The 26464-nt window shown below is 45.2% G+C and carries 27 protein-coding genes; 9 read left to right on the forward strand and 18 right to left on the reverse strand.

The window, feature by feature from the left end:
* Positions 1-10: 10 nt before the first annotated feature.
* The 7 genes from AC0L6V_RS03230 to AC0L6V_RS03260 all read left to right on the forward strand — a co-directional run bounded on the left by AC0L6V_RS03230 (position 11) and on the right by AC0L6V_RS03260 (position 7814).
* Positions 11-1933 (forward strand): (Fe-S)-binding protein, encoded by a 1923-nt coding sequence (locus tag AC0L6V_RS03230; RefSeq protein ID WP_321160251.1) that lies wholly within the window; start codon positions 11-13, stop codon positions 1931-1933.
* 5 nt (positions 1934-1938) lie between these two features.
* Positions 1939-3204 (forward strand): electron transfer flavoprotein subunit alpha, encoded by a 1266-nt coding sequence (etfA, locus tag AC0L6V_RS03235; RefSeq protein ID WP_265217382.1) that lies wholly within the window; start codon positions 1939-1941, stop codon positions 3202-3204.
* Positions 3194-3970: an electron transfer flavoprotein subunit beta gene (etfB, locus tag AC0L6V_RS03240; protein ID WP_265217383.1), complete on the forward strand. Its 777-nt coding sequence runs from the start codon at positions 3194-3196 to the stop codon at positions 3968-3970. Before etfA ends, etfB begins: the two co-directional genes overlap by 11 nt.
* Positions 3971-4049: 79 nt before the next feature.
* Complete coding sequence (locus AC0L6V_RS03245) at positions 4050-4280, forward strand: hypothetical protein (protein WP_265217384.1); 231 nt, start codon at positions 4050-4052, stop codon at positions 4278-4280.
* A 313-nt stretch (positions 4281-4593) separates the two neighbouring features.
* A complete protein-coding gene (locus AC0L6V_RS03250) occupies positions 4594-5334 on the forward strand; it encodes a cache domain-containing protein (RefSeq protein ID WP_418138768.1) in 741 nt (246 codons plus the stop codon).
* On the forward strand, positions 5291-6562 hold the full coding sequence (locus AC0L6V_RS03255) for a methyl-accepting chemotaxis protein (protein ID WP_418138769.1): 1272 nt from the start codon (positions 5291-5293) through the stop codon (positions 6560-6562). Before AC0L6V_RS03250 ends, AC0L6V_RS03255 begins: the two co-directional genes overlap by 44 nt.
* Positions 6563-6731: 169 nt before the next feature.
* The gene (locus tag AC0L6V_RS03260) at positions 6732-7814 is read left to right on the forward strand and encodes an ABC transporter substrate-binding protein (protein ID WP_265217388.1); all 1083 of its coding nucleotides are present in this window, start codon (positions 6732-6734) and stop codon (positions 7812-7814) included.
* Between the two features lie 87 nt (positions 7815-7901).
* On the opposite strand, the gene AC0L6V_RS03265 is transcribed toward AC0L6V_RS03260, so the two are convergent.
* The 11 genes from AC0L6V_RS03265 to uraH form a co-directional block, all read right to left on the reverse strand.
* Positions 7902-8882 (reverse strand): aldose epimerase family protein, encoded by a 981-nt coding sequence (locus AC0L6V_RS03265; RefSeq protein WP_265217390.1) that lies wholly within the window; start codon positions 8880-8882, stop codon positions 7902-7904.
* A gap of 55 nt (positions 8883-8937) precedes the next feature.
* Positions 8938-10248: an extracellular solute-binding protein gene (locus AC0L6V_RS03270; RefSeq protein ID WP_265217391.1), complete on the reverse strand. Its 1311-nt coding sequence runs from the start codon at positions 10246-10248 to the stop codon at positions 8938-8940.
* Between the two features lie 57 nt (positions 10249-10305).
* A complete protein-coding gene (locus tag AC0L6V_RS03275; RefSeq protein ID WP_265217392.1) occupies positions 10306-11151 on the reverse strand; it encodes a carbohydrate ABC transporter permease in 846 nt (281 codons plus the stop codon).
* Positions 11148-12029: a carbohydrate ABC transporter permease gene (locus tag AC0L6V_RS03280; RefSeq protein ID WP_418138770.1), complete on the reverse strand. Its 882-nt coding sequence runs from the start codon at positions 12027-12029 to the stop codon at positions 11148-11150. Before AC0L6V_RS03280 ends, AC0L6V_RS03275 begins: the two co-directional genes overlap by 4 nt.
* Before the next feature lies 1 nt (position 12030).
* Positions 12031-13131 carry an ABC transporter ATP-binding protein gene (locus AC0L6V_RS03285; protein WP_265217396.1) on the reverse strand — a complete coding sequence of 367 codons (1101 nt, stop codon included), beginning with the start codon at positions 13129-13131 and terminating at the stop codon, positions 12031-12033.
* Positions 13132-13174: 43 nt separating this feature from the next.
* Entirely contained in the window at positions 13175-13933 is a 759-nt protein-coding gene (locus AC0L6V_RS03290) for an alpha-L-arabinofuranosidase C-terminal domain-containing protein (RefSeq protein ID WP_409419369.1), read from the reverse strand.
* A gap of 103 nt (positions 13934-14036) precedes the next feature.
* Entirely contained in the window at positions 14037-15035 is a 999-nt protein-coding gene (locus tag AC0L6V_RS03295) for an IS110 family RNA-guided transposase (RefSeq protein WP_265218470.1), read from the reverse strand.
* Between the two features lie 211 nt (positions 15036-15246).
* Positions 15247-15930: a hypothetical protein gene (locus tag AC0L6V_RS03300; protein ID WP_321160252.1), complete on the reverse strand. Its 684-nt coding sequence runs from the start codon at positions 15928-15930 to the stop codon at positions 15247-15249.
* A 300-nt stretch (positions 15931-16230) separates the two neighbouring features.
* Positions 16231-17151 (reverse strand): ArsR/SmtB family transcription factor, encoded by a 921-nt coding sequence (locus tag AC0L6V_RS03305; protein ID WP_265217400.1) that lies wholly within the window; start codon positions 17149-17151, stop codon positions 16231-16233.
* Positions 17152-17287: 136 nt separating this feature from the next.
* Positions 17288-18469 (reverse strand): FAD-dependent urate hydroxylase HpxO, encoded by a 1182-nt coding sequence (gene hpxO, locus AC0L6V_RS03310; RefSeq protein ID WP_265217401.1) that lies wholly within the window; start codon positions 18467-18469, stop codon positions 17288-17290.
* Positions 18470-18761: 292 nt separating this feature from the next.
* Complete coding sequence (gene uraH, locus AC0L6V_RS03315; protein WP_265217403.1) at positions 18762-19130, reverse strand: hydroxyisourate hydrolase; 369 nt, start codon at positions 19128-19130, stop codon at positions 18762-18764.
* A 193-nt stretch (positions 19131-19323) separates the two neighbouring features.
* Between uraH and uraD the strand changes: the two genes are divergently transcribed.
* Complete coding sequence (uraD, locus tag AC0L6V_RS03320) at positions 19324-19845, forward strand: 2-oxo-4-hydroxy-4-carboxy-5-ureidoimidazoline decarboxylase (protein WP_265217404.1); 522 nt, start codon at positions 19324-19326, stop codon at positions 19843-19845.
* Here uraD and AC0L6V_RS03325 read toward each other — a convergent pair.
* Positions 19842-20447, reverse strand: coding sequence for a LysE family translocator (locus AC0L6V_RS03325; protein ID WP_409419370.1), 606 nt, complete (start codon positions 20445-20447; stop codon positions 19842-19844). The genes uraD and AC0L6V_RS03325 overlap by 4 nt on opposite strands.
* A gap of 112 nt (positions 20448-20559) precedes the next feature.
* On the opposite strand from AC0L6V_RS03325, the gene AC0L6V_RS03330 reads away from it, so the two are divergent.
* Positions 20560-21960, forward strand: coding sequence for an aminotransferase-like domain-containing protein (locus AC0L6V_RS03330; protein WP_265217407.1), 1401 nt, complete (start codon positions 20560-20562; stop codon positions 21958-21960).
* Positions 21961-22023: 63 nt separating this feature from the next.
* On the opposite strand, the gene AC0L6V_RS03335 is transcribed toward AC0L6V_RS03330, so the two are convergent.
* The 6 genes from AC0L6V_RS03335 to AC0L6V_RS03360 form a co-directional block, all read right to left on the reverse strand.
* Positions 22024-23010, reverse strand: a complete 987-nt coding sequence (locus AC0L6V_RS03335; RefSeq protein ID WP_265217408.1) for an isopenicillin N synthase family dioxygenase — start codon at positions 23008-23010, stop codon at positions 22024-22026.
* A 105-nt stretch (positions 23011-23115) separates the two neighbouring features.
* Entirely contained in the window at positions 23116-23592 is a 477-nt protein-coding gene (locus tag AC0L6V_RS03340; protein ID WP_265217409.1) for a nucleoside deaminase, read from the reverse strand.
* A 146-nt stretch (positions 23593-23738) separates the two neighbouring features.
* Entirely contained in the window at positions 23739-24002 is a 264-nt protein-coding gene (locus AC0L6V_RS03345; RefSeq protein WP_418139066.1) for an ABC transporter permease, read from the reverse strand.
* A 10-nt stretch (positions 24003-24012) separates the two neighbouring features.
* Positions 24013-24531, reverse strand: a complete 519-nt coding sequence (locus AC0L6V_RS03350) for an ABC transporter permease (protein ID WP_418138771.1) — start codon at positions 24529-24531, stop codon at positions 24013-24015.
* Complete coding sequence (locus AC0L6V_RS03355; protein WP_265217412.1) at positions 24509-25315, reverse strand: ABC transporter ATP-binding protein; 807 nt, start codon at positions 25313-25315, stop codon at positions 24509-24511. The genes AC0L6V_RS03350 and AC0L6V_RS03355 overlap by 23 nt, the downstream gene beginning before the upstream one ends.
* A gap of 4 nt (positions 25316-25319) precedes the next feature.
* Positions 25320-26315, reverse strand: coding sequence for an ABC transporter substrate-binding protein (locus AC0L6V_RS03360; protein WP_265217414.1), 996 nt, complete (start codon positions 26313-26315; stop codon positions 25320-25322).
* Positions 26316-26464 lie beyond the last annotated feature (149 nt).

Genomic DNA, 26464 nt, shown 5'->3' on the forward strand with positions numbered 1-26464 from the left:
GGGGTTTAAGATGATTCTTGATTGGTTACCTCCAACATTGATTGGTGTCCTCCTTGTGTTAGCGGTGATTGGTGCGGTTCGCCGCATCAATTTATGGCGTGCAGGGCAGGCTGAAAAAGTCCATATTGTGGCTGGTTTATTCGCCATGCCGAAACGCTATTTACATGACCTTCACCATGTTGTTGAGCGAGATAAATACATGTCTCGTACACACGTTGCAACGGGTGGTGGTTTTGTATTGGCGATGGTGCTGGTGCTGTTTGTTCACCTGTTTGGTGTCGACAGTAAGGTTCTGGCGTGGGCATTATTAGCTGCTTTGGTGATGATGTTCAGTGGTGCCTTGTTTGTTTATAAGCGCCGTTTGAATCCGCCTTCACGCCTTTCAAAAGGGCCGTGGATGCGTTTACCTAAAAGTCTGCTGACCTTTTCGATCACCTTTTTTGTACTGACTTTACCTGCTGCTGGTGTGTTACCAGCAGGTTTTGGTGGATGGCTGCTCACTTTGGCTTTGTCAGTGTTGATCCTAATGAGTCTTGGTGAAATGCTGTTTGGCATGACGTGGGGCGGGCCAATGAAGCATGCTTTTGCTGGTGCTTTGCATCTTGCCTTTCATCGTCGGCCTGAACGATTTGGCGGTGGTCGATCTACTGGCCTCAAACCCGCAGTACTAGGCGGCGCTTCTCACGGGGTAGCCAAACCAACCGATTTTAAGTGGAACCAACTACTTGGATTCGATGCCTGCGTACAGTGCGGTCGTTGTGAAGCGGTGTGTCCTGCGTTTGCTGCAGGGCAGCCATTAAATCCCAAAAAGTTAATACAAGACATGGTGGTTGGCTTTGCGGGTGGAACCGATGTGAAATACGCAGGCAGTCCTTATCCTAATATTGAAGTAGGAAATGCCAAAGGTTCTCCTGATCAAATTATCACCGAAGGCTTGGTGAATCCTGATACCTTGTGGTCCTGTACTACTTGCCGAGCGTGTGTTGAAGAATGCCCAATGATGATTGAGCACGTTGATGCCATCGTGGATATGAGGCGTTTTTTGACCTTGGAAAAGGGACAGACACCTAATAAAGGGGCACAAGTTCTCGAAAACATTATTGCAACAGATAACCCTAATGGTTACGCACCAGCGGGTCGTGTGAATTGGGCGGCGGATCAAAACTTGCCTGTCATGAGGGACGTCAAACAAGCTGATGTCTTATTCTGGGTATCGGATGGTGCTTTTGATATGCGTAGCCAGCGCATTCTTCGAGCTTTTGTTAAATTAATGAAAGCGGCTAATGTGGATGTGGCGATTTTAGGTGATGAAGAGTTAGACAGTGGCGATGTGGCACGTCGATTGGGTGATGATGCGACCTTCCAGAATCTGGCTAAGCGCAATGTCGCTACTTTATCGAAATATCGTTTCAACAAGATTGTGACCACAGACCCTCATGCCTTCCATTGTTTGCGCAACGAATACGGTGATTTTGGCTCAAATGAATGGACGTCATTGTCTGGTGAGCCAGTAGAAGTACTGCATCACACAACCTTCTTGAATAGGCTAGTAAAAGAAGGCCGTTTACAGTTGGATGCGTTTAAAGGCGGTAAGGTGACGTATCACGATCCTTGTTATCTAGGGCGTTACAATGGCGAATATGAAGCCCCTCGTGAGTTGCTCGCAAGTTTGGGTATTGATGTCGCAGAAATGGAGCGATCAAAATTCCGTTCTCGTTGCTGCGGTGGCGGTGGCGGTGCGCCCATCACAGATATTCCAGGTGAGCGTCGTATTGCGGATATGCGCATGGAAGACGTCGTTAGCACAGGTGCCGATATGGTGGCAGTGGGTTGTCAGCAATGTACAGCGATGCTGGAGGGGGTTGTTGAACCCAGACCTGTCGTGAAAGACATTGCTGAAATTCTGGCTGGGCAAATAGTAGAAGCGGAGTAGGTGTCATGAATGATGATTCTTTAGATAATTTGCTACGTCGCGACCCTAGAGCAGAATGGATTGCGCGTAACCGCTTGCACCCGCTGCATGACAGTATGGTGTCTGTAGGACAAACTGAAGTGCGAGGGCCATCAGGATTATTGCGAAAAAATCCGCATTTAGTGGGATTTATTGGACCAAACGGTATTAAGAGAATTGACCGAGCGAATGTGTCGGCAGCAAATGTTGCAGGTAAAAAGCGCGGCAATAAAGAAAAAGAAATCCAATTGCCTTTGCATGTGGTAGAGAATCCAGAGCGCTATATCATGGTCGTGCCAGATATGATTGGTGGACGTTTAACGGCGCATGATAAAGACATTTTAGGGTTAGCCCATGAGCTTATGGCGAAGCGCAATGGTGCGGTTACCCTGGTGTGTTTCGGTGACATGAAAGATAGCCATCTTGATGTGGCGGGTGTGGATCGCTTGATTCATTTAAGCGCTGACTATTTTGATGGTTATGCCCCTGAAGCCAAGTTAGCCGCTCTTATGCAAATAGAGTCTCAATACCAACCTGAACATTGGCTTTTTCCGGACAGTGTCCACGGGGGCGCGGATTTGGGGAGCCGATTGGCAGCCAAACTAGGCGAAAGGCCAGCCGTGCAAGCATGGCAAGTTAACAGTACGACAACCGTTTGTCGTGGTGCATCAGCCAGCCAAGATATACAGCGTGAAACGCCCCGCATTGTAATGCTAATGGAAGAGTGTGCGAATGCCATTGAAGAGACTCGTCATCAAGTATTGCCACTGGATGTGACAGGCGAATTTACAGCTAGTATCACGCCTCGAGTGTTGGATAAAGGCCAAATACCTGTGGATGCCAATGCGGTACCGCTAGCGGAAGCCGAATTTATTTTGTCGGCAGGGAATGGTATTCACAATTGGGAGCAATTCCACGCCGCTGCTGCCGCGCTGGGAGCTACCGAAGGTGCCAGTCGTGTGGCGGTGGACGATGGCTTTATGCCACGTTTTCGTCAGGTAGGTGCTTCTGGAACATGGGTTACAGCAAGGGTGTATTTGGCGGTGGGGATTTCTGGCGCTATTCAGCATATGCAGGGGATTGGTCAGTGCGATAAGGTGGTTGCTATCAATACAGACGCGGGATGCGACATGGTGAAGCGTGCAGATTTAGCTGTGATTGCTGATAGCGAAGCGATGCTAGAGGCGCTTATTCAGCTTGCTCAGCAACATGCAGCCACTAAGCTTAATGAGGAGAAAAGTAATGCAGCCTAATGTCAATGTGGTGTCTTTGATATCAATTGGTCGCCATCCTCAATCTGGTCGTGCTAGACGGGCTGAACAGGATGGTCGTGCCGTTGAATTGGGTTTGAAGTTGGCTGGTAGTGCTTTAACTGTTGTTCACGCGGGCAATGAAGATGAGCCTATTTTGCGGCAATATGCTGGTATGGGCTTGTCATCCTTAACGGTCTTATCACAAGAAAGTGATTGCGATGCGCTGCCAGTACTCATGTCGTTTTTAAAGGAAAACCAAGCAGAGGTTGTATTGACAGGTGTTCGTTCAGAAGGTGGCGAGTCATCTGGTATGTTGCCGTATTTGTTGGCAGAGCAACTTGGCTGGCCTTTGGTTCCTCGCATTGCGGAAATTTTGAGTGTGAAGAATGGCAAAGCGGAAGTACTCATGGCATTGCCACGAGGTCAGCGTCGCGCAGTAGAAGTGTCACTGCCTTTTATTGCCAGTGTGGATAATGCGGCGCAAGAGGCCCGTCAAACGGCATTCGGTCCTGGCCAGCGAGCAGAGTTTGATGTATTAACGGTTATGACAGAGAAAGATGAAGAGGCCAGTCACTGGCAGATAACCGCAGCCAAGCCACGTCCTAAGCGTATTAAAGTTGTAAAAGCGAAAACGGCAGCGGATCGAATGAAAGCCGCGACAGCAAAACCAGTTGGTGGCGGTGGTAAGATCATGAAGAATGAAACCTCAAAGGAAAAAGCCAAGGCCATATTTGATTTGCTACTTGAAGAAAAAGTGGTGCGCTAAGAGCTTACTTAGGTATAAGCTATAAGTTCCCATAGTAATTGATTGAACAAAATAAAATGTTTGTTTATAGGTATACAATATGATGATCGTAGATTTGATCGACGAAGTCGATTTTAAAGAAAGGCTCATCGCGCTTGGTGCACCTGTCACACAAGAGCAAAGTTTAGCCGACGTGCAGGCTGCCATTTTAGCATGGCTGCAAGCTTACCCAGAGCAAACACCTTTCGTAAAAGATCTTTGCCGCGATATGCAAAAAGACAACACGACGGTTTTGCCTGAAGTATCTAGTGTAATGGCGGCTTTTGGTTAAATGTTGATGTCACGCTCTAAAAAAGTGCAAATTCGAAAGGTGTCTTTTTATTTTTTAACATATTATCAATAAGCGATTTTTTACATTATATTTTTTAATGGAAGTGATGGTTTATATTCTCAGAATCCAGTATTTTATCCTTGTTTAGAAAGTAAAGATTTAATCAGTTTGTGGGTTTTTAATAGTAATTTATTATCAATAACCTTATTTCTTTGATCGGATATGGTTTTTGATTTATAAACTCTTTAATGACCCGTTTTTTGATCCGAATTTATTTTATTAATATGGACATTAATATACTTGGAAATATGATATGAAAATTAAAACAAAGTTATTGATTGCTTTTTCAATTGCCACCGTTTTACCTGTTTTAATCGTTAGTTCGATTACTGCCTTTCTCGCCTCTGATCAGGCACTTAAGACTTTTTCACAGAACAGTGGGCAAACCTTAAGTGCAGTAGAGAAATCTTTTGATCAATTTATGAGTGACATAAAGTCGGTTGTAGGATTTATGGCTGACAGCGATCCTGTTACCGATCCTAATGCGATGCCATTAACGACGTATCATGAAAAACAAGGCAAAGCGCCCAGTAGCGTCGCTAAGCAAAATGGTGGACGCGAGGCTGACATTTTTAATTTGTTTGAAGCCATTGGTAAAAACAACTCAAATTATGTGTATGTCTACATGGGAGATGACGGTGATGGCTATCTAGAATGGCCCGGTACCTATGAGTACGCAGAGTGGCACCCTAAACAACGGGGGTGGTACTCAAGAGCGATGGAAACCCCTGGAAGGGTAACTCTGCGTGATGCTTATTATTGGGAACCAGACGATGCTGTTTATGTGTCTGCTGTTCGTACTTACAATAAGGGTAATGCAATCGGTGGCGTTGTTGCGGTGGATGTGTCCATCAAAACCTTGACTGAAATGGCCAATAAAACCAAGCTAGGCAATTCTGGTAGCATCATGGTTGTGGAGAATACGGGTACAATTTTGGTGGATGCACTGCATGCCGAGAACAATTTTAAGAAAATTGGTGAGCCTCTCTGGTGAAGCGTATCAAAAAATTGCACAAACGTCAGAGGGGTTAATTCGTTTTACACTCGATGGTGCTGACTACTATGCCAATGTGTACACCTCCCCAAATCTTAAATGGAAGTTTGTCGGTTTGATGCCGGCGTCTGAAATCTATGCCAGTACTATGGAATTGGTCAAAACCACGGCCATTGTTTGTATTTTGTTATTACTGGTATTTGCCGTTGTTGCTTACTTGATGGCGAAAAGTTTGATTACCCCAATTGAATCTGTTTCTAGCCATTTGCGCGTTTTAGCAGAAGGTGAAGGCGACTTAACATCGAAAATTGACATTGAAACCAACGATGAAACGGGCACTCTTTCTAATTGGTTTAATCAGTTTATTGAGTCTACTCGCGCATTGATTCTTGGGATTAAAAAATCCAGTATGCAAATTGATAAGATTGCCGCGGAAACGTCTTCCAAAGCAAGTGATGTTGCCCAAGCTGCGACAGACCAATTACAGTCTATTGAGCTGATTGCAGAAGCGGGACAACAAATGCTGATTGCCTCTAATGAAGCCGCAGAAAGTTGTGCGAATTCGGCTCAGTTTTCCGAGAAAGGTTTGGAAACCACGATAGCAGGTAAAAACCTTCTTAAGCACAGTGCGGAAGGCGTAAATCGTTTAGGCACGCGTTTAAAAGAATCGAATCAGATTATCACCGAGCTGCAAAAAGAAACCACGAATATCAATCAAATTTTGTCGACGATTCAAGGCATTGCAGAGCAAACCAATTTGCTTGCTTTAAATGCGGCCATTGAGGCAGCTCGTGCGGGTGAACAAGGTCGTGGCTTTGCCGTAGTCGCGGACGAAGTAAGGACCTTGGCGGGTCGAACACAAGAATCGACGGAACAGATTAGCCATATTTTAGGCTTGCTTGCTAGTCGAACCAAACAAGCGTCGGATTCTATGGTGACGAGTTTGGCTGAATCGGAAAGTGCCATTAGTTTGTCTGATCAAGCGCTTGATTCGTTTGAGCAGATTGAAGAGGTCGTTAAACAAATGCGTGATATGACCATGCAAACTGCGGCGTCTGCAGAAGAACAACGTGCTGTTACCGAAGGGGTGAATGAAAATATCAACGCCATCAGTGAATCGGCCCATAGGGTATCGGGTATATCCGGAGACGTTGCTGAACTGTGTCGTAAACAAGACCAGCTAAGCAAAGAGCTGCATTCAATGGTGGTTCGCTTCCGCACCGAGTAATTTGTACGGTTATAAAATGCGTTGTAAAACAAAAGCTGCCTAAGGTGGCTTTTGTTTTTTTATGTCCTTTTTTCTGTCGACTTAGGCATAAAAAGAGCAAGAAGTAATATTAAAATAAAGTGATAACGATTATCATACCCGCCTAATGTTTCTTGTATAAGGTATTATCATGATTAAGTCGTTTGTGATGTTTGTATTTACTCTATGGGTAAGTTCGTCTTGGGCCGGTCAAGTGACGGTAAAAGATGTTCTTGACCGTGATGTGACGTTTAATTCGCCCGCCCAGCGAGTTATCGTGGGTTTTTATCCTGAAGATTATATGGCCATTGGTACGGAAGCGGCTTATGACAAGGTTGTTGCCATGTCTAAGTATATATGGGAAGCGCGCTCCGCTAGTTGGGAAATGTATGTGAAGCACCGTCCTTCATTACAAGATATTCCTGAAATAGGCCGTGTTGATACGCAAACTTTCTCGGTGGAAAAAGCCATTAGTTTAAACCCAGATGTGTTGATGTTAGCTGAATGGCAGTTTAAAGGGCTGGGTACAGATATTGAGCGTCTTGAGAATGCTGGTATCTCCGTTGTTGTGGTCGATTATAATGCTCAAACGGTGGAGCGACATGTTAAAAGTACCGAGCTGATTGGTTTGATCACCGGACAAGAAGCGAGAGCCGCAAAAATTGCTGCTGAGTATAAGCAAACTGTAGAAAGCATCAGTAAGCGTCTTGCCGATGCCAATTTACCGCAGCCAAAAGTGTATACGGAGTTTGGTGCATCGGGTGTGCAGGAGCTGGGTTTTACCTTTGGTAAAAACATGTGGGGCGCGATTTCAACCATGGCGGGTGGCGATAATATTTCCGCACCATTTGTTGAGTGGTGGGGTCGATTGAATCCTGAGCAAGTTATTGCTTCAAACCCAGATGTGATCATTATCACTGGCTACGAGACAGGCAAGGGGACGGATTCTATGCTGATGGGACAAGGTGTTGACACAGCGGAAGCTCGTAAACGTTTGGCCGGGTATAAGGATCGCTTGGGTTGGTCTTCCATTTCGGCGGTGCAAAATAATCGTTTATTTGGTGCTTATCATGGCGCATGCCGTACTATTTTAGATGCTGCGATGATCGAGTTTTATGCAAAAGCCATGTATCCAGAATTGTTCTCAGATTTAAATCCTGAGCAAGCGTACTTAGACTTTTATAAAAAGTACCTACCAGTAACCCCTGAAGGTACTTTTACCTTAGCGTTATAGGCGCAGCTTTCATTGATAAAAAAGGGACGCTGGTACCATTTCGGTCGCAGCGTCTCTTTTTCGTTTTTGGATGGTGTAATGTTACAACTACCTAAAGACATAACGCGTAATTTGTTGATAGCGATCTTCTGGTGCTAACAAAATAGGCGGAAAATGAGACTGGTGAACCGCATCTGGCCAATGTTGTGCTTCTAGGGCAAGACCGGCGTACGCTGTCAGCCTGCCTGGGTTGATGTTGGATGCTGCACTGAGCTGAATGTGTCGTCCATCGTAGACCTGCAATCCTGGCTCGGTGGTTTGGTAATCCAGAGTTAGCCCAGTAATGGGCGCTTTGAGCGTCGCTACGGTTTGCAATGGGCGATTGCGAAGTGAAAGACAGAAATTCGTATCAAGCCCTGGATAATCTTCACGACCAATACGGCGTAACTGATTAAAATCAAAGGCGCTTCCTTCAGTAGGAGTGACTTCGCCGGTAGGAATCAGCTCGTTATCGACAGGCAAATAATGGTCAGCTTTGATGTGAAGTTGATGGTCCAGAATTGAGCCGGTGCCATCTAGGTTAAGATAGCTGTGACCTGCAAAGTTACAAATCGTTAAGCGATCTGTGGTCGCAGTAATGTCCATTTCTAAACTGTTATCGAGTAATTGATAGACAACATTAACCACCATGTTACCGGGATACCCCATTTCACCGTCGCTAAGTCGTGTCTGTAGTTGCACTCTATCATCGGCTTGCTCGACGACCGACCAATTTTTACTGCCTGTGCCTGCAGGACCACCATGTAAATGATGAGGTTCTGGTAATGTCAGTGGCAATTGATAAGTTTTACCATCGACGACAGCATGGCCTTTGGCGGTCCGATTGGCGACGCGTCCGACAACAGCTCCGAAATACTTGGCGTCACCAAGATAGTCGGATAGATTCGATGATCCTAAGACGAGCGAGTGCGCATACCCTTTTAGATAAATGGATTGGATACTGGCTCCTAAGGTTAAGATGTTGACCTTAAGTTGTGCGTTAGTAAGTGTAATGCACTGAACTTGGTTTAAGTCTGGCGCTAGGTTCATGGTAAAAGCTCTTTTATTGAAATAAACGGGAGCCGAAGCCCCCGTTAAGAATAAATTAGATATTTTCTAACAAGTCATTAACACGATATTGCGCTGTTTTTAGAGCATCGTCTATCGATTTGTCACCATTAACCGCAGAACCCAACTCTTCTCCGATAATATCTTGGATGGCAAATTGACGTAATACCTCAGCCGGCAAGGCTTGTCCTGTTGTGGCCACTTTCGCAATATCACTGCGATGAGGTAAGGATTTGAACGCCTCACTGGTAATGACTTTTTTCACCGTTGGTAAGTGGCCTGTTCGAGACCATTCATAGTTGTTGTCATAGAAAAACTTAAACAGTTTACCAATGGCGGCCATTTTTTCATCCGTTCGGTCCCCGCGAGGCACAACCCAACCGTGGCCATCCGCATAGGTTGCATCTTTTTGTTGGAAAAATTGTGGCACAGGGAAAACACTGTAGCCATCAGACAAGGCATTATTCGGCTCTTTTGATTGCGCATCGTACGTGCCAATTAGCCATGTTCCATTCACAGCGATACCTCCGTCGCCATTGGCAAAAGCCGATACGGCAGCAGGGTAATCCATATTTTTTGTACTGAGTCCTTTGTCCATGATGTTTTTCATCAATGTAAGGGCGGCTTTGGCGTCTTTACCACTTAAGTCGATGCGATTTGGGTCATCAAAAAACTTACTGTTTTGTTGCATCATGAGGGTATAAAAAATACGTGCATAAGCGGCGGTTTCATTGGCTGAAATTTGTATAAGGTAAGGCTTGTTTGTCGCGCTCTTGAATTGCTCACCTTGGGCAAAAAGCGTATCGCTGCTGTCGGGCAATATGGGTTTACCATCCGCTGTCAGCAGATCTGCCTTTTTCATTAGGTTGTTGTTAACGTGAAAGAGCATGGTCCAGTTGTCAAAAGGTAGAGCGTAGACTTTGTTCTCTTTCGTAACACTGGAGATAGCGGCATCGGTGAAATCGGATGCTTTAATATGTTGCCCTTTTAACACATCATCAAGCGGCACCAACAATCCACGGGATTGATAATCTGACATAGCAGAATAATGCATCGACACTACATCTGGAGCAGAGCGAGAGGCTAACTGTGCGTTTAACTGATCGTATCCTGGCCATTCTACGGTGGTGACATTGACCTTGATATCAGGGTTGTCTGCTTCGAATTTATTGACGAGCGTTGTAATAATGCCACATTCACCAACGGCAGCAGATACGTCGGTTGTTTTACCGTACTCTGCTTCGCAGGCACCAAAGAAGCGTTGTAACTCTATGGTGGTATTGGCATTGGCTAAGGGTGATAGCGCCAATAAGCTTATTGCTGTTGTTCCGAGAAGTAATCTTTTCATTATTTTTTTCTCCTTGGTTGTTATTGTTTTCTTTTTTTACTTGTCATTGTGAGTGTGTTATTTCACGGCACCGCCAGAGACCGCTGTGACGATGTGGCGTTGGAAAAAGATATAGACGATCACCACAGGTAAAGAGGCAAAGACGGCTTGAGCGCCTAAAAAGCCTAAGCCTTCTGACTGCGCAAAGTTGGTTTGCGAGGAGGCGATGCCTATGGTGAGTGTGTACATATCGGCTTTGGTCGCTGAGATGAGTGGCCACCAATAATCATTCCAAGCTTGCAAAAAGGTGAAAATACCTAACGTTGCTTGGGCGGGCAGCGTCAGTGGCAATAACACTTTCCAAAAAATACGAAAGGTCGAAGCGTTGTCGAGCATGGCGGCTTCGTCGATTTCTTTGGGGATGGCTCGGAAGAATTGCGTCATCAGAAAAACGCCAAACGCAGAAGACAAGTTAGGCAATATTAAGCCTATGTGCGTGTTATGCAGATCAAACCAGTTGAACATTTGATGGCGTGCAATAATGACGGCTTGTTCTGGTACCGCTAAGCCAAATAATACAATGATGAACAATGTTCTGCGGAATGGAAACTCCAGTCTTGCAAAGGCATAGCCAGCAAGAGAAGACAGCAGCAATACGCCGATGGTTTGGCCGATGGCCACTATCATCGAATTTATAAACCAACCAAACACACTGGATGATTCCAGAATATTGGCGTAATTCACCAAGGTATACGGCATGGCAAAAACGGCTTCGGTGCCTTTGAGCAATTCGGCGTTGTCTTTTAGAGACAAGCCGACGATCCACGCTACTGGTGCCATCATAATGACGCCAAGCACAGCCGCTATCCAAAACAGATGGCGGTTTGAGGTTAAATGCTCAGGAGAATAATTCATGGTTTTCATGCGTCTGCCTCCTCTTTACGAGTGCTGATCCAGTATTGCAGCATGGCGGCACATAGGATGATTAAAAACAGAATTTGCGATGCCGCCGCACCCATACCAATGTCCCAGCGTAAAAAACCTACTTCATAGATGTACATAACGATTGGGCGAGAGGAGTCCGCTGGACCACCATTGGTCATTAATTGAGCTTGACCAAACAACTGGAATTGCATGACCACTTGAATCACGGCAACCAGCATAATAGTGGATTTAATGGAAGGCAGTGTGATGCGTGTGAGCACCCGCCAGCGGGAGGCGTTGTCTAGTGCTGCGGCTTCATAAAGGTCTTTGGGGATTTGCTGCAATGCCGCCAAAAAAAGCATCATGGGCAAACCGATACACCACCATACCGTTGCGACACCAACCGAAAATAACGACCAACCAGTGGTTGAGAGGAAACCAATTGGCTGCCAACCGAAATATTCAAAGATCAGTGCCATTAAGCCATCATTAGGGATGAAAACGATTCGCCAAATGAGCGTGACTATAGTGACCGATAAGATGGAAGAAGCAAAAAACAAACCTCGTAAGAAAGACGACCCTTTGGTGGTTTTATTGAGCGCTAAGGCCAGAAATAACCCCAATATGACTAAGGTCGGTACAGACACACCAACAAAAATGACGGTGTTTTTTACCGCTTGAGCAAAAATCGGATCGCTCAATACCCGCGCGTAGTTTTTTAAGCCAATAAAGCGTTCCCCGCCAAAAAGATCGACTTTATTGAGAGAAAGCCAAATCCCCCAGCCTAGGGGAAAAACGAGTAACGTTAAAAAAACGCTAAGATAGGGCACGACAAATAGGCCATTTGACCAGCGAGAACGACGATAGCTTTCTGCCATCTTACACCTCCCTTTGGCTGTGATGAGCCAAGCCATTACCGTCAAAAATATGCGCGGCATGGGGGGAAATAGACACTCTCACCGTTTCACCTGCTTTTACTTTAGAGCGACCTGTATCTTCTGCAATAAGCTCTGTGCCATCAATTAAGGTGCCATACAGAAGTGTTCGATCCCCCAGCCGTTCGACAACCTTGATGGTTAGATCCAGTCCTTCTTCTTGTGGGGATACAATGGCGGTGTCTTCTGCCCTAATTCCGATCACGGCATCTTTGGCATTGAAATCCTGTGGTAGTGTGATCGCGGTAACGACTTTACCTGCGCCACTGACTTCTACGGTGACGCCATCCACTGTGTTTTCAATATGGTTAATCGGCAACATAGACATGGGTGGAGAACCGACAAATTCCGCGACAAAACGACTGACAGGGTGTTGATATATTTCCATCGGTGTACCGATTTGCTCGATTTTTTGCTTGTGCATGATGACAATGCGATCGGCCAGTGTCATGGCTTCCACTTGATCATGGGTTACAAAGATCATGGTTGAGCCAAGGCGCTGGTGGAGCTGCGCTAGTTCCAATCGAGTTCTACCCCGTAAAGCGGCATCTAGGTTAGACAAGGGTTCATCAAACAGGAAAGCTTTTGGTTCTTTGACGATGGCGCGGCCAATGGCAACACGCTGGCGTTGACCACCAGACAGTCTTCCAGGTTTACGATCCAGTAAATGATCTATTTCGAGGATTCTTGCCGCGTCATTGACGCGACGGTCAATATCGTCTTGCGCGACGTTCACGTTTTCGAGGCCAAATGCCATGTTTTGACGGGTCGTCATGTGAGGGTAGAGCGCATAGGACTGAAACACCATTGCCACACCGCGTTGACCAGGTGGCAAGGTATCAATGCGTTTGTCGCCAATTTCAATGCTGCCTTCTGTGATGGATTCTAGCCCCGCAATCATGCGTAATAGGGTAGATTTTCCGCAGCCAGAAGGGCCAAGGAAGACAACAAATTCACCGTCTTCAATGTGCAAGTTGATGTCATCTAATACGGTTACGCTGTCATATCGCTTTATTATATTTTTTATAGAGATAGATGCAGACATGGTTTTCTCTCTCAGCCAGTGTTAAACGGAAGAACTTGGGGGATTACACCCCAAGTCGAATCATGCGGTAGCTCATAGGAGCAATGCTTGCCGTTAGTTTCTGTTGTGTCACAGCAGCACCTTGGCCGTCTTTTGGCGCGACGGGTTCTGCTTCTGGACCATTTTTGGCGTCGAGTGCATGACCTGATATGACTTTATCCATAATGATGCGATGATGTGTGAAGCCTTGCAGAGATAGGTCTAACTCAATGTTTTCGTCTGGGTGGCGATTCACAATAAAGAAGGTCAATGCGCCGTCTTTATCGGATACCACTGCGGAAATATCCAAGTAAGCCACATTTTTAGCAAACTCGGTGTCATAGCTCGGAGAGTTCACCGCAAGATTCAGTGCGGTGCCACGACCATATTGTGATGCGTATAAATAGGGATAGTAAGTAGACTGGCGCCAAGCTGGGCCGCCTTTAACGGTCATGATGGGCGCAATAACGTTAACCAATTGTGCCAAACAGCCAATTTTGACCACGTCGCTGTGGCGGATAAAGGTATTGAGAATACAACCTACTTGCAAGGTGTCGGCAAAGTCGTAGATGTCCTCTAATAAAGCCGGAGCATGTGGCCAGCCATCATTGCCGCCGAGAATTTTCTTGTCCTGCTCATTCGAGTGGTACCAGACGTTCCATTCATCAAAGGAAATATACACATCGTGTTTGGAGCGTTTTTTGGCCTTAGTGGCTTTAATTACAGCGGCGATAGTGTCGATGTAGTTATCGAGTAGGCAAGCCTTCGCTAAATAATTTGCCATGTTTTTTTCGTGATTATCGAAATACATGTGCAGTGAAATGTAGTCAACTGTGTCATAGGTATAATCCAGAACCGTGCTTTCCCATTCAGGGTAGATACTCTGTTTAAGCGCAAGCTTTTTTATGCTCATCACTGAATAATTTTGAGGAGTCATAGGGTGTGTTTAATTTTAAACACGCCCATATCCCTGTTAACATTTTACGCATAACTGCGCACATGGCTTGTATCTTTTTCTTACCTCGTGCGACTAATGCCTCGTAAAACGCTTTTACATTTGGGTCATGACGTACAGCCGACATGGCAGGCATAAAGAGCGCGCTACGCAAATAAGCATTTCCAGCCTTACTGAGTCTACCTGGACGGTTGAGACTGCTACCAGATTGGTTAAGTCGGACATCCAAACCTGCATAGCGACTAACCTGATTGGCCTTAAGTGTTTCAGGTAAAATAATCAGCTCTCCTAGCATCGCAATAGCAGAGACTTCTCCAATGCCCTTAGCCGCTAGAATATTATTAAATTGCTGTGCTATTTCAGTATCGCTTTTAATCATTTCTAGGGCTGCCATTCGCAAGCGTTGAATACGACTTTCTAGGTACGCAATGCCATCTTGCTCATCATGGATGACTAGATCAGAGGTGTCTTCATAAGATTTCATAGCATGTAAGCGGTTCTTCGCTTTGGTGCAATCATCTGTTAAACGATTGATCTGCCTTGATATATCTCGTATTTTTAATTTATTTTTCTGGGGAGGCGTCCACTTTTCAGGTGCCATTCGTTGTGCATATTCAGCCAGTAAGCCAGCATCAATATTATCAGTTTTGCTGTGTTCTAGTTTTATTTGAGCGAAGTGGTTAAAGCTTTTAGGGTTAATCACACTGATAGGTATGTCGGCATCATGAAGCGCGACAGCTAAATCCAAATAATAGATTCCAGTGGCTTCCATAACGACAGATTGCGGCGCATGTTGTTGCAGGAGAGTAAGTATTTCTGTTCGCCCATTTGGCGTCTGCTCAAAGGTTTTTACTAGACTATTTTTATTGTCATGGCGTATGACAAGGTCAACGGTTTTTGCTGCGATATCAATACCTACAAATGTGCTCATAATTTGCGTACTCGCTAATTTGGTTGGATAATAATTATCGGTTCCCGACCTCGCACTTTTTTACCGCTCAACCTTGTAACGCGAAGTCACTTAAGTGTGCTTCTTGATACTCTTCGAGATGAGTAAATGAGGCGGGAGCCACTCTACACGCGAGGTCAGTACACTGCCTCAAGGTCGCCGCGGCCTCCCGATAATGGTTAAATAATACACCTCAATAACCATTAAATTCATCATACAAGGTCGCCATTTTAGGGGAAGACGAGCCACAAACGACCAACTCAATATTTTTATCAAAAGCGCGCATGGCTTTGGCCGTTTCAAAGGCAACTCGACCGTATTCCGCTGCGGTTTTTTGGCCGATTTGCCAAGGGCCATCCATTTCATTTCCAAGGCACCAGAGTTTGACATTCCAAGGTGCTTCGCGACCGTTTTGTTTGCGTAGGTCAGACCAATAGGAGCCACCGGGATGATTGACGTATTCTAGAAAAGCGCGGGCTTCGTCTAAGCCTCGTGAGCCGAGGTTCACCGCCAACATCATTTCTGTACCTGCTTGTTCAGCCCACTCGGCGAATTCATGGATACCAACCTCGTTGCTTTCGGATGTGTGCCAAGCAAGGTCGAGACGAGTGGGGCGGTCTTCTTTTGGTCCAATTCCATCTTCCCAGTTGTAAGCAGAAACGAAGTTGCCACCAGGGTAGCGTGTCACAGGTACATCAATGTCTTTCACTAATTCGATGACATCTTGACGGAAACCATGTTCATCAGCAGTTGCGTGACCTGGCTCGTAGATACCGCTGTAAACAGCGCGTCCTAAATGCTCGATAAAAGAGCCGTAAAGGCGAGGGTCTATTTTAGCAATCACATAATCTTTGTGTGCAGTCACGTTAGCGCGCATGCTTACTCCTTTCTTATTTTTGTAGGATATTAAGATTTATTAAGTATCTGTTTTTTTGTTTCTTATCTGATTAGTGGATATTAAAAGCATGTTTGACTCGAGGTCAATCAATAAGACGTTTATTTTTTGTGCGATTAAATACCAAAATTGGTATGTCTAAGTGGAGGCGGTAATGAAAAAAGAATGAGGCAAGTATTTGAAATTCTACTAAGATATTGAAATATATAATTTTTTTAATATTGATTGATTAAAGCAGGATTATGGATATACACATCAGAAAATAAGATGTTGTGTATGAGGCTAAGATTGAAGGCGTAATATAATATCTTGGTCGTAGTTACCAAACTGTTTGCCAAAAATATTAATACCACCGGGATGTTTGGCATCATTTGGTACAGAGATTCGTACACGAATTGATCTATGGTCTTCTAATGCGATATCTTGTAAGGAAACATTGGAGACTCGAATACCATCGATATAGGTGCCGTCATGGGTGACACGAAAGCTTTTCAAATGACCATATTGGCTGCCAGCCAATTTCCACCAATCTGGTGTGTATTTGCCTCGATGGTCGCCGTAATCACCGGGCGCTGTCCAAACAGCGGCCGTTGTTCCATTGATGGAAATATGAATGTCAGAAGGCCAATTTTCAGAGGTGCCTGGCACTTCCGATGATAGTTCCATCACCAGCTCTAGCTCTTTTACTGTCTGGCCTGCAATACGGGCATTATTGGGGAATTGATATTCCACGTAACCTTTAGTGAACCATAACAAGCTGGCACGCATACGATCTGGCGAGAGGTAAGTATCTGGACTGTCTAAATACCCCACAATGCCGGAGTCTGAGCACAAACCACAAGGCGCCATAACATCAAATTCAGAATACAAGCCAACCGGCATGGAGACTTCGATGACATTGCTTTGTTTCTGCTTGGTATGACTGAAAGATAAGACGATTTCTTCGTGTGTCGCGCGGCAAATTTTTTGACTGCCTTTGCGACCTTTTTGGCTTTCGGTAGTAATTAAGCCGGCACTTTCGAGGGAATTGATATGACTGGAGGTCGATGATTGCGGCAGTTCTAGCAGGTCTGAAATATCATTAACATTCATGGGGCCTTTCTCATGCAGCAAGGTAAGAATCGCCAATCTGGCTGGTGCTGCTAAGCTTTTTAATACATTGGACCCATCTTCAGGGGTAAGCAATAAGAACTTTTTACTCATCGTTATCTCCAGTTGAAGATGTATTTATATCGAGTTTTATGATTCTTATCAAGTTTAACTTGCTGATAGATTGTTACGGAAAGTAAGTGGTGATCGCATTATTTGAGATAATGCGATCAGTAATAATCCCGCTAAATTAAGCCAGTGGTCCACCTACGATAGTGGAGCGTAGGCCAGCAATAATGTTTTCTCCCGTTTCGCGTCTTAGTTCGTCGTACCAAGCTTGGGTCTCTTGCATGTCTTTGCCGTGGGTAACGTCGCAGCGTTTACGGGCTTTTAAAACGAGGTCTTTGACACGGAAGCGACGTGCTTCTTCATAGTGTTTCAAGGCCTCAATTACCCCAGATAATGTTTTGGTTTTTTCTGACCAAAACTGTTCTCTAAAGCACTGACCCAGTACAACGGCGTCTTCTAATGCTGAGCAGCCGCCTTGGCCGATGTCTGGTGTGGTGCTGTGAGCGGCATCGCCAAGAAGGGCAATGTTGCCTTTTACCAAGGTATCAAATGGCTCGATGTCGTGAATTTCAATACGGTTTGTGGTGTCAGGGTCAATGGCCGCAATCAGTTTTTGAACGGGATCTGCCCAACCGGCAAAGTAGCGGGTGAGATCCGCCACCACGGTGCTTCTGTCTTCTGCTAGCCCTTTTGGTAATGGCACATCAAAGAAAAAATAAAAGCGACCACCAGCAATCGGCATAATGGAAACGCGTTTGCCTTCGCCAACGAACGTCGTCCATTGCTCAGCTGGTGCGATGCTTTCGTCTATTTCTACCAACCCGTTCCAATTCACATAGCCTGCATAGCGGCGTTCAGTTTGGTAGCCGATCACATCAGCGCGAACCGCTGAGTGTGTGCCGTCGGCGGCAATCATAAAGTCGCCAACGGCGTGGGTGCCATCGGTAAAATACGCCGTGACTCCTGTGTCGGTTTGATCTACTTTTTCTATGCGTTTGCCAAATTGGATGGTCTCGCGCCCCCACCAATCGACCATTTGGCTCTGTAGGTCGGCGCGTGATACCGGGCAAGGGCGCTCACCCACGGCGTCAACCAATGGCGCAAGACTAAACTGTGTCATCACGCTGCCAGTGAAGCCATCGTGGTAAGCCATGTGGTGCATTGGCCCACCGAGTTCGTCCATGATGCTGCCCATGCCTAGATGGTTCATGCATTTTACGCCGTTAGACCAAATAGAGAGTGCCGCACCAACGGGTTTGATTTCTTTTACAGCTTCAAAAATCTCGCATTCAATGCCTTGTTGTTTTAGTGCTGCTGCCGCAGATAGGCCGCCGATGCCGGCGCCGATAATAAGTGCTTTCATCTCATTCTCCTTTAATCTTGCGCCTTGTTTGAGCTGTCTTGGCGCATTTTTAATCTTTGATTAAAGAAGTAATTGGCAATAAATATGCCATGAAACAAATGAGTCTAAGTTTTATTTTATGAAACCATTGTTTTAGGGCGATTGATTATTATGAGAGTCGAGTCAAAGAAGAAGGTGGTCAATTTTCTTCTTTGACCGATGAGACAGAAAGTGATGTATCTTGGTGCGATTCTTTTAAAGGCTGCGCTATTCTGGCTCGTTCAGCCGTTTGTGATTGCTACGTTATCGAGAACTAGCTGCCGCGATAAGTGCTATAGGAATAAGGCGAAACAAGCAATGGAATATGGTAGTGGGCGTTTTCATCACTGATGCCAAAACGAATCACCACGGTATTCAAAAAGTTAGGGGTTGTGGTCTCGCCGTCGCTACGAAGGTTGCAGGCGTTAAAATACTCATCTATGGCAAATTCCAGCTCATATACACCCACAGAGAAGTCGTCGGCTTGCAGTAAGGGCTGATCACAGCGTCCATCGTTATTGGACAGCGTGCTGTGAATCCATTGTCGTTGACCGTCTGCAGTATGTTTATAAAGGTGTATTTTGACACCGGCTGCCGCGATGCCTTTTGTGGTATCTAAAATATGCGTGGTTAAGTATCCCATTGTTTTTCCTTAACGGTTTTTTTTAATGATGGCTTTATCTTGCCTGTTTTTTGCAAGCAGTACAGTAGTAAGTGAAAAGTGCCTGAAAATATTGTTTCATAGGCTTCAATATTTGTGCCATGTGTTTCTGTGGTGAAGAGATTTTGTTTGTTAGTGCAACTTTTGTCGAATTGTTGGAATTTGGAGTCTTTTTATGCACGACCCGTTAACGACTTTTAGTCATTTAAATGAAGCGGATTTTATCGCGTTATTCAGCCGTATTTATGAGCACTCTGCTTGGGTGGCAGAAGAACTGTGGCGTCAAAAAGCCGCGCATCCCAGTGAGTATTTTGACAGTATCGATAAAATACAAACAGCCATGGCCAATATCGTAGAACACAGTAGCGATGAGCAAAAATTGATCTTGTTACGCGCTCACCCTGATTTGGCAGGTAAGGCCGCACTGGCGGGTGAGTTGACGCAAGAATCCTCTTCTGAACAAGCAGGAGCAGGCTTAGACCAATGTTCAGAGGAAGAACTGGCGCACTTCTTACAGCTGAACGATACTTATCGAGAGAAGTTTGGCTTTCCTTTCATCATGGCCGTGAAAGGCGCTACCAAGGCGCAAATACTCGCCGGGTTTGAAGCCAGAACGCCCAATGACTGGCAAACCGAGTTTGACCGAGCCATGAGCGAAGTGCATAAGATCGCGGGGTTTAGATTGGCCGATCTTTAGATAAATATCATAGGTAAGGTCGCAAGCAGTAATAATCCCATTGATACACTAAAGTAACGGTGGAATTTAGGTTCTTGAAGCCTCTTAGATACGAGCTTGCCTATGGTAATCCACATGAATGTCCCAGGTAGCGTAGCGATATTAAACATCATGATGCATAGCAAAGCCGATGACCAATAAAGCTCCCCAGTCAATGTGAATACAGAGCTTGCTGTCATTAAGCTGGCCCAAGACTTAGGGTTAATTGCCTGAAATGATGCGGCTTGTAAAATGCCCATTGGTTGAAGGCTCTTTTTGTCTGAAGGCATTTTTGAACAAGCGATTTTTATAGACATATAAACAATGTAACTTGCTGCAATAAAGGTGAATACCTTATGAAGGTAAGGCCAATGCTTAAACATTTCACCCAAGCCAAATAAAATCATTATATGCAGTATTGTCATGCCAAAACGAATGCCAATCACGTGAGGCAAGGTTCTTCTAATGCCAAAATTGGCACCTGAGTTAGCCAGCAGGATGTTGTTGGGTCCAGGTGTTATGGTGCTTATTAGGCAAAAAAGCATCAGAGCGGGAGCGAGCTCCAATAGGGCGCTATTTATCATTTCCTTTCCTTCTTAGAAAAATTCAGCCAATAATTGTATTAATACAATTATTGGTTTAATGTACCTATATAGATTTACATACAATACAATTGTGGGCAATTTATTTATTGTTATGAATATAATTATAGAAATTAGTAAAGACACATTCGATAAAGCTTGTTTGGCGCATCCAAAGTACAAAGCATTGGCCCTGCTTATTGAGCAAGCGATTCAGTCTGGCGAGTTACCCGATCGACAAAAATTGCCAGCTCAAAGACTTTTGGCGGATAAGCTAGAAATTACCCATGGCACAGTAACAAGAGCCTATGACTTGCTTGAAAAAAAGGGTCTAGTGAATGCGAAGCTGGGCGCTGGTACGTATGTGAACCTTCCAAGTTCCTTCATTGCTACTAATGATTCTGCTATCAAAGAATACGATTTTGCATCCAGTATGCAGCCCATGTTGGGTCAGCAAATGTTGATCAAAAATGCGCTAAATGAACTGGCTCAAGATCTTCTTGCAATAGAGCAGGTGATGACCTATTCGCCGCAAGGTATACAAAAGCACAAGCAATTTTTTACCGATTGGCTGGCTGTTAAAAAGATTAAGATCGATGCCAATGATATTGCTTTCACTCAAGGTGCTCAGCAAGGAATGTATACCTGCCTGCAAATTCTCACCAAAGAAAATGATTATATTCTTCATGAAGAATTAGCGTACCCTGGATTATTTCGAGCAGCACAAGCGAGCCGAATAAACCCCTTAAGTGTGCCATTGACGGCACAAGGCTTGGACTTAGAGGTTCTGGAAGAATACTGTCAGAAATTTAGTCCTAAGGTTTTGTATATAACCCCCAATATTCAAAATCCGACCAATATTAAATATTCACAACAGCAACTAAGCGCCATCATAGAACTGAGTGAGAAATATGATTTTTATATCATTGAAGATGATGTGAATTACTGCTTGCCAGAACACTGGAATGTACCCTTACAACAGCAAGCACCAGATCGAATATTTTACCTTTCTAGCTTGTCTAAATACGTGGCAGGTGGTTTAAGAATCGCTTACTGCTTGGTACCTAAACAATGGCAACAAGCTTTTAACTTGAGTATACACAGCCAATGCTGGATGGTATCGACGCTGAACTTTGAGTTGGCAACACGCTTCTTAAACAGTGAAAATTTCAAACACAATCAATCCCTTTTAGAAGAAGAAATGCGTTACAGACAAGGCGCTTTCCAAGCCCTTGCTGAGAAATTTGGTTTTCGTTCTCGGAGTGGTGGTTTGAATGCGTGGTTGGAATTACCAAACCATATTAATGTGAATCAGTTTAACAACTTCCTAGCATCGAAGAATATCAAAGTTAGAACCGCGGATTTATTTCGTTGCCCTACGGCATCTTTACCTTCAATAAATTGTTTTAGAGTGTCTTTAGGAGGATTTAACTCAAGAGTGGATTTTGAACAAGGCCTTTCTTTGTTTGAAAATGCCTTAATACAATTTAACAGCCAAGAAGATATTGTCATTTGATATTTTGAATCGAGTCTTAATAAAACCATCATAGGGTGTCTATGATGGTTTTTTATTTTCTACTTACTTATCGACAAAGTTAGCCTGAATACGTTGAGTCAGAAAATCCGCTGCGCTGATAGGTTGGTAGCGTTTCGCTGGACCTTGGATGATCTGTGATTTATTGGCTTGGCAGAAAAAGGCGATGGAATGTCGGCTGCCGCAGTATTCGTCGATTCGTGGCAAGCGGACTCTGTGCAGATTGGATTTAAGCTGATCGTCGCTCCAGCGCATGAGCATATCGCCAATATTACAAGTGATGACATCGCCATAGGGAGGAATGCTGGTCCAGCGTTGGGTTTCTGCTTCGGCGCCTGGGCAAACTTGTAAGCCGCCGTGGCCTTCGTGTTGGAACAATAAGGTCAAACAATCGAAATCCGTATGGGCGCCAGCTCGCCAAATACTGCCCTGTTCTGTGACCCCTTCGGTGGCGTAATAGTGCAACAAACGTAACGTGCTTTGGTAATCCGACAGGCGTGGGTCATGGGCTTTCGTAAAGAAATCTCGATCAAAGCCTAGTTTGTCCGCAAAGCAAGACAACACCTTCATGCCCACTTCCCAACATTGTTTTTCAAAGCGCAGTGCATTGGCTTGAAAGTGTGGCAACTCTTTTTCAGTCGGCCACAAGTTATCCATGTGGTATTGGGTGATTTGATAGGATTCTTTTTGATCTTTGGTGCCAGTGGAAGGGCGAATTTGGCTACGGCTTTCCCAGCCAGCGTTGACACCTTTGGGTCTTGGGTATTGGCTTTTAATGCTTTCTGGAAGGTTAAAGAAACGTTCGGATTCGCTGAATGCGGCTTTTATTTCTTGTGGATCAATGCCGTGGTTACTTAATTGAAAAAAGCCGATTTCAGTGGCTGCGAGCCAGAGTTGCTCGGTGATTTCTGTGCGACGATTGTCAAAGTCGCTCATGTCGATGATACGAATTTCGCGATCGTTGGTGTCTTCGCCTGCGCCACCAAACGTGGTTTCACGTTGCAGTTCTTCAAGTACGTATGAATGAGTCATTATGGTCTCCTCCTAATGGAAAATGGAGCAATGACCCAGCGTTTTGAGGCGCTTGACTGCTTCTACTCCGATTACTTCTGTATTACGGTAATATTGTTCTATTGCTTACCAAACACCTTCATGCAATTTTGCTGCCTCTTCTTCAAGGCAAGGTCCAATGACTTCCACTTCTCGTTGCCCCGATTCAAACACAGTACGACAAGGTAAGGCCAAGGTTGGGTTTTCTGGATGGTTGCCAGTGATCTGTTTCAAGCTGTGTTCACTTAACCCATACACAAGGCGTCCTAATCCCGCCCAATAGGCGGCACCGGCACACATGGCGCAAGGCTCGGCGGAAACGTACATAGTGCACTTTGCCAAAAAGTCAGGGCGATAGGCTTTGCTGGCGCGGGTCATTAACTTACGCTCCGCATGGCCTGTCATATCGAAGTCGGGCAGGTAGCCGTTTACTTGGCTCATCAACACATTGTCTTCATCGTCGACCAAGATCGCTGCAAACGGGTGAATGCCTTGTTGTTTGGCTTCATCCGCAAGGGCAAAGCTTTGGCGTAAAAAGTCTGTGTCTTTAGTATTTAATGTCATATCTGTCTCTATAGTTGAGGTTTTTACGATGTCATGAGCGAATTAAAGACAAGGCAAAAATGAACGAAAAAGCGGAGTCTATTGGCTATAAATGAGCATTTTGAGTTCATTTTTAACGCAGTATTTAAGAGCGCAATAATCGTAAGTTATTTCTTCTTAGGAAGGCTCCACGGAAAAAACCAAGCCTGAATCCACTGGATCGATTTAAACAGTAACAAACTGATAATCGACAAAAAGATCAGCCCAGCAAACGCCTGTGGAATTTTAAAGAATGACGTGGAAAATTGAATGAAATAGCCCAAGCCTTCTTCCGCCGCGACGAACTCGGCCACCACAGCCCCGATAATCGCCAAGGTGATAGAGACACGAAGGCCACTGAAAATGTGCGGGATCGCATACGGAATGCGAATCTGCCAGGTTTCACGATAACGCGGAGCCTCGCAAGGACTGGCTCAGCTCAATCATTTCGGGTGGCGTTTCCAGCATGCCCGTTGTGGTGGAAACCACCAAAGGGAAGAAGGTGATTAGGCAGGTGATGAGTACACGAGATGGGTCATCGGTGCCAAGCAATACGATGATCAAAGGCGCCACGGCGACGACTGGGGTAGATTGAATGACAATCAACGCAGGATAGAGCACACGGTTCATCAATTGTGAGCGCATCATGCCAATCGACAGTGGGATGGCAATGATGATTGACAAGGCAAAGCCCATCAAAGCCACACGTAATGTTGCCCAAAGGTGTGTCAACCAGCGGGAAAACTCTACATCGAAAAAGGCCATAAAAATAGCCGAGGGCGATGGCAAAATATAGTTGGGTACACCGCCAACGCGACAGATAAGTTCCCAAAGCAGCACGAGGCCGATAAAGAATAAAGCTGGTGCAAAGCGATTCGCTTGTTGGGCAAGCCAAGAGTTAGGCTGGTACGTTGGGTTCATAAATATAGCCTCTAATTTTGTCAGTTAGCTCGGCAAAGCGTGGCGAGTTAATGGTTTTAGATGAACGAGGTCGTGGTAAATCCACCTCGATCAGATCCAACACCGTGCCAGGACGTTTGCTCATGACCAAAATGCGATCAGACAGTAACACCGCTTCACTAATGGAATGGGTGATAAACAGCACGGTTTTTGGATGCTCTTTCCAGATATCGAGCAGGTCAAAACCGATTTGCTCTCGCGTCAAGGCATCGAGCGCCGAGAAGGGTTCATCCATCAATAGAATGTCTGGATTGAGCAACAGTGCGCGGACAATGCCGACACGTTGCTGCATGCCGCCAGAGAGTTCGTCTGGCATCTTGTCAGCAAACTGAGTCAATCCGGCCATTTCTAATAGTTCATTGGCGCGTTTTTCATCGCTGGCAGAATAGCGGCCATATTTGTGTTTAAGCGGAAACAGCACGTTTTTGCGTACGGTTAACCAAGGCAATAAATTGGCTTTTTGGAAAACAATACCCACGTCATCACGTGGCTCGGTCACGGGCAAATTGAACACGGATACCTGACCATGAGACGGAATAAGTAATCCCGCCACCATGCGTAATAAGGTGGATTTGCCACAGCCAGACGGCCCTACCACCGCCACAAACTCGTGGCGATGAATGTCCAAGTTAATATCTTGCACTACCATGGGCGTTTCTGGGCGTGGGTCATATTTATGCCCCACGCCTTTCATGCTGACATAAGCCGCTTTGCCGTTGTCGTTTATTGGTGTTTGGTTATCCATGCCGTTACTCCGGCTTAAAAGTGTTGTTTACTGCTGTTGCAGGGTCGAGGGCGTCTTTTGATAGGCCATTGGCTTCTGCCACGTACTCCCAGGTTTTTTGAATGCGTTCATCGGTAAAATTACCAAAGCCGTCTTGTGTCGTCACATCGTTGTAGACCAGGTTATAAATGCTCTTAATTTGTGCAGAAACAATACTGGCGTCCACTTCTGGCACCATTTTGTGCAGATCGATACCGGCTTGGTCTGGATTGGCGTAAGTAAACTCGATGGATTTGGCAAAGGCTTTGATAAAGCGTTTGGCGACATCTGGACGTTCAGTTAAGAATTTCTCAGAAGCCAAAACAGACGAACTATAAAGAGACAAGCCTGAATTCGACCACGGCATTTCGATCAGCTCTTTGCCTGCGCCTTTTGCTTGTGCGTCATAAAGCGCGGTATTAGTAACCCAAGCAATAATGGCATCGGTGCTGCCTGTTATCATCATTGGCGCGAGCGCACCCGGATCGGATTTCACTAATTGAATGTCCGTTTCGCTTAAGCCATTTTGCTTCAAGACTAAGGGTAAAAAAGCATTGGATGAAGTGAAAGGAGAGGTGGCGACTTTTTTGCCTTTCAGATCTTTAATGGAGGTGATGCCACTGCTTTTAAGTACGAAAAAGGCGTGTGGTGCTTGAGTGAAGTATGGGTAAACCGCTACAACAGGTACTTTATCAAGGGCTTTGGCTGCCATTAACGCTCCAATATCAGAGCTACCAATGTCTGACTGACCTGTTGCCATTTTGGTTAGCGCATCGGTGGAACCGCGACCGCTGGCGATCTTGACCTCTAAGTCTTCGTCCGCAAAGAAACCTTGTTGAATTCCCACATAGACAGGTGCTTTGTCGCCACCTGGTAACCAATCTAATTGAAATGTCACCTGATCTGCCGCCATGGCAGAAACACTGGAGACAAGACTGGCTAGAAGCGTTAAACGGATTGCTGTTTTCTTTGCCTTACTCATAGCTTTACTCCATACAATTAATAGGGGTTAAAGACCCACTTGTTTCATATGGTTTGTATGTAGCAACAATCGTTCCATATTTTTATAGAATCATAGCCGTTTATTTAACTCATTGAATTCATTGGAATAAACAGACATTTATAGCGGGG

The organism is Marinomonas sp. G8-14, from assembly GCF_055808935.1.

Bases quoted from the DNA above. Each gene is read 5' to 3' on its own strand.
- AC0L6V_RS03230 (WP_321160251.1), top strand. From the start codon at position 11: ATGATTCTTGATTGGTTACCTCCAACATTGATTGGTGTCCTCCTTGTG.
- etfA (WP_265217382.1), top strand. From the start codon at position 1,939: ATGAATGATGATTCTTTAGATAATTTGCTACGTCGCGACCCTAGAGCA.
- etfB (WP_265217383.1), top strand. From the start codon at position 3,194: ATGCAGCCTAATGTCAATGTGGTGTCTTTGATATCAATTGGTCGCCAT.
- AC0L6V_RS03245 (WP_265217384.1), top strand. From the start codon at position 4,050: ATGATGATCGTAGATTTGATCGACGAAGTCGATTTTAAAGAAAGGCTC.
- AC0L6V_RS03250 (WP_418138768.1), top strand. From the start codon at position 4,594: ATGAAAATTAAAACAAAGTTATTGATTGCTTTTTCAATTGCCACCGTT.
- AC0L6V_RS03255 (WP_418138769.1), top strand. From the start codon at position 5,291: ATGCCGAGAACAATTTTAAGAAAATTGGTGAGCCTCTCTGGTGAAGCG.
- AC0L6V_RS03260 (WP_265217388.1), top strand. From the start codon at position 6,732: ATGATTAAGTCGTTTGTGATGTTTGTATTTACTCTATGGGTAAGTTCG.
- AC0L6V_RS03265 (WP_265217390.1), bottom strand. From the start codon at position 8,882: ATGAACCTAGCGCCAGACTTAAACCAAGTTCAGTGCATTACACTTACT.
- AC0L6V_RS03270 (WP_265217391.1), bottom strand. From the start codon at position 10,248: ATGAAAAGATTACTTCTCGGAACAACAGCAATAAGCTTATTGGCGCTA.
- AC0L6V_RS03275 (WP_265217392.1), bottom strand. From the start codon at position 11,151: ATGAAAACCATGAATTATTCTCCTGAGCATTTAACCTCAAACCGCCAT.
- AC0L6V_RS03280 (WP_418138770.1), bottom strand. From the start codon at position 12,029: ATGGCAGAAAGCTATCGTCGTTCTCGCTGGTCAAATGGCCTATTTGTC.
- AC0L6V_RS03285 (WP_265217396.1), bottom strand. From the start codon at position 13,131: ATGTCTGCATCTATCTCTATAAAAAATATAATAAAGCGATATGACAGC.
- AC0L6V_RS03290 (WP_409419369.1), bottom strand. From the start codon at position 13,933: ATGGCAAATTATTTAGCGAAGGCTTGCCTACTCGATAACTACATCGAC.
- AC0L6V_RS03295 (WP_265218470.1), bottom strand. From the start codon at position 15,035: ATGAGCACATTTGTAGGTATTGATATCGCAGCAAAAACCGTTGACCTT.
- AC0L6V_RS03300 (WP_321160252.1), bottom strand. From the start codon at position 15,930: ATGCGCGCTAACGTGACTGCACACAAAGATTATGTGATTGCTAAAATA.
- AC0L6V_RS03305 (WP_265217400.1), bottom strand. From the start codon at position 17,151: ATGAGTAAAAAGTTCTTATTGCTTACCCCTGAAGATGGGTCCAATGTA.
- hpxO (WP_265217401.1), bottom strand. From the start codon at position 18,469: ATGAAAGCACTTATTATCGGCGCCGGCATCGGCGGCCTATCTGCGGCA.
- uraH (WP_265217403.1), bottom strand. From the start codon at position 19,130: ATGGGATACTTAACCACGCATATTTTAGATACCACAAAAGGCATCGCG.
- uraD (WP_265217404.1), top strand. From the start codon at position 19,324: ATGCACGACCCGTTAACGACTTTTAGTCATTTAAATGAAGCGGATTTT.
- AC0L6V_RS03325 (WP_409419370.1), bottom strand. From the start codon at position 20,447: ATGATAAATAGCGCCCTATTGGAGCTCGCTCCCGCTCTGATGCTTTTT.
- AC0L6V_RS03330 (WP_265217407.1), top strand. From the start codon at position 20,560: ATGAATATAATTATAGAAATTAGTAAAGACACATTCGATAAAGCTTGT.
- AC0L6V_RS03335 (WP_265217408.1), bottom strand. From the start codon at position 23,010: ATGACTCATTCATACGTACTTGAAGAACTGCAACGTGAAACCACGTTT.
- AC0L6V_RS03340 (WP_265217409.1), bottom strand. From the start codon at position 23,592: ATGACATTAAATACTAAAGACACAGACTTTTTACGCCAAAGCTTTGCC.
- AC0L6V_RS03350 (WP_418138771.1), bottom strand. From the start codon at position 24,531: ATGAACCCAACGTACCAGCCTAACTCTTGGCTTGCCCAACAAGCGAAT.
- AC0L6V_RS03355 (WP_265217412.1), bottom strand. From the start codon at position 25,315: ATGGATAACCAAACACCAATAAACGACAACGGCAAAGCGGCTTATGTC.
- AC0L6V_RS03360 (WP_265217414.1), bottom strand. From the start codon at position 26,315: ATGAGTAAGGCAAAGAAAACAGCAATCCGTTTAACGCTTCTAGCCAGT.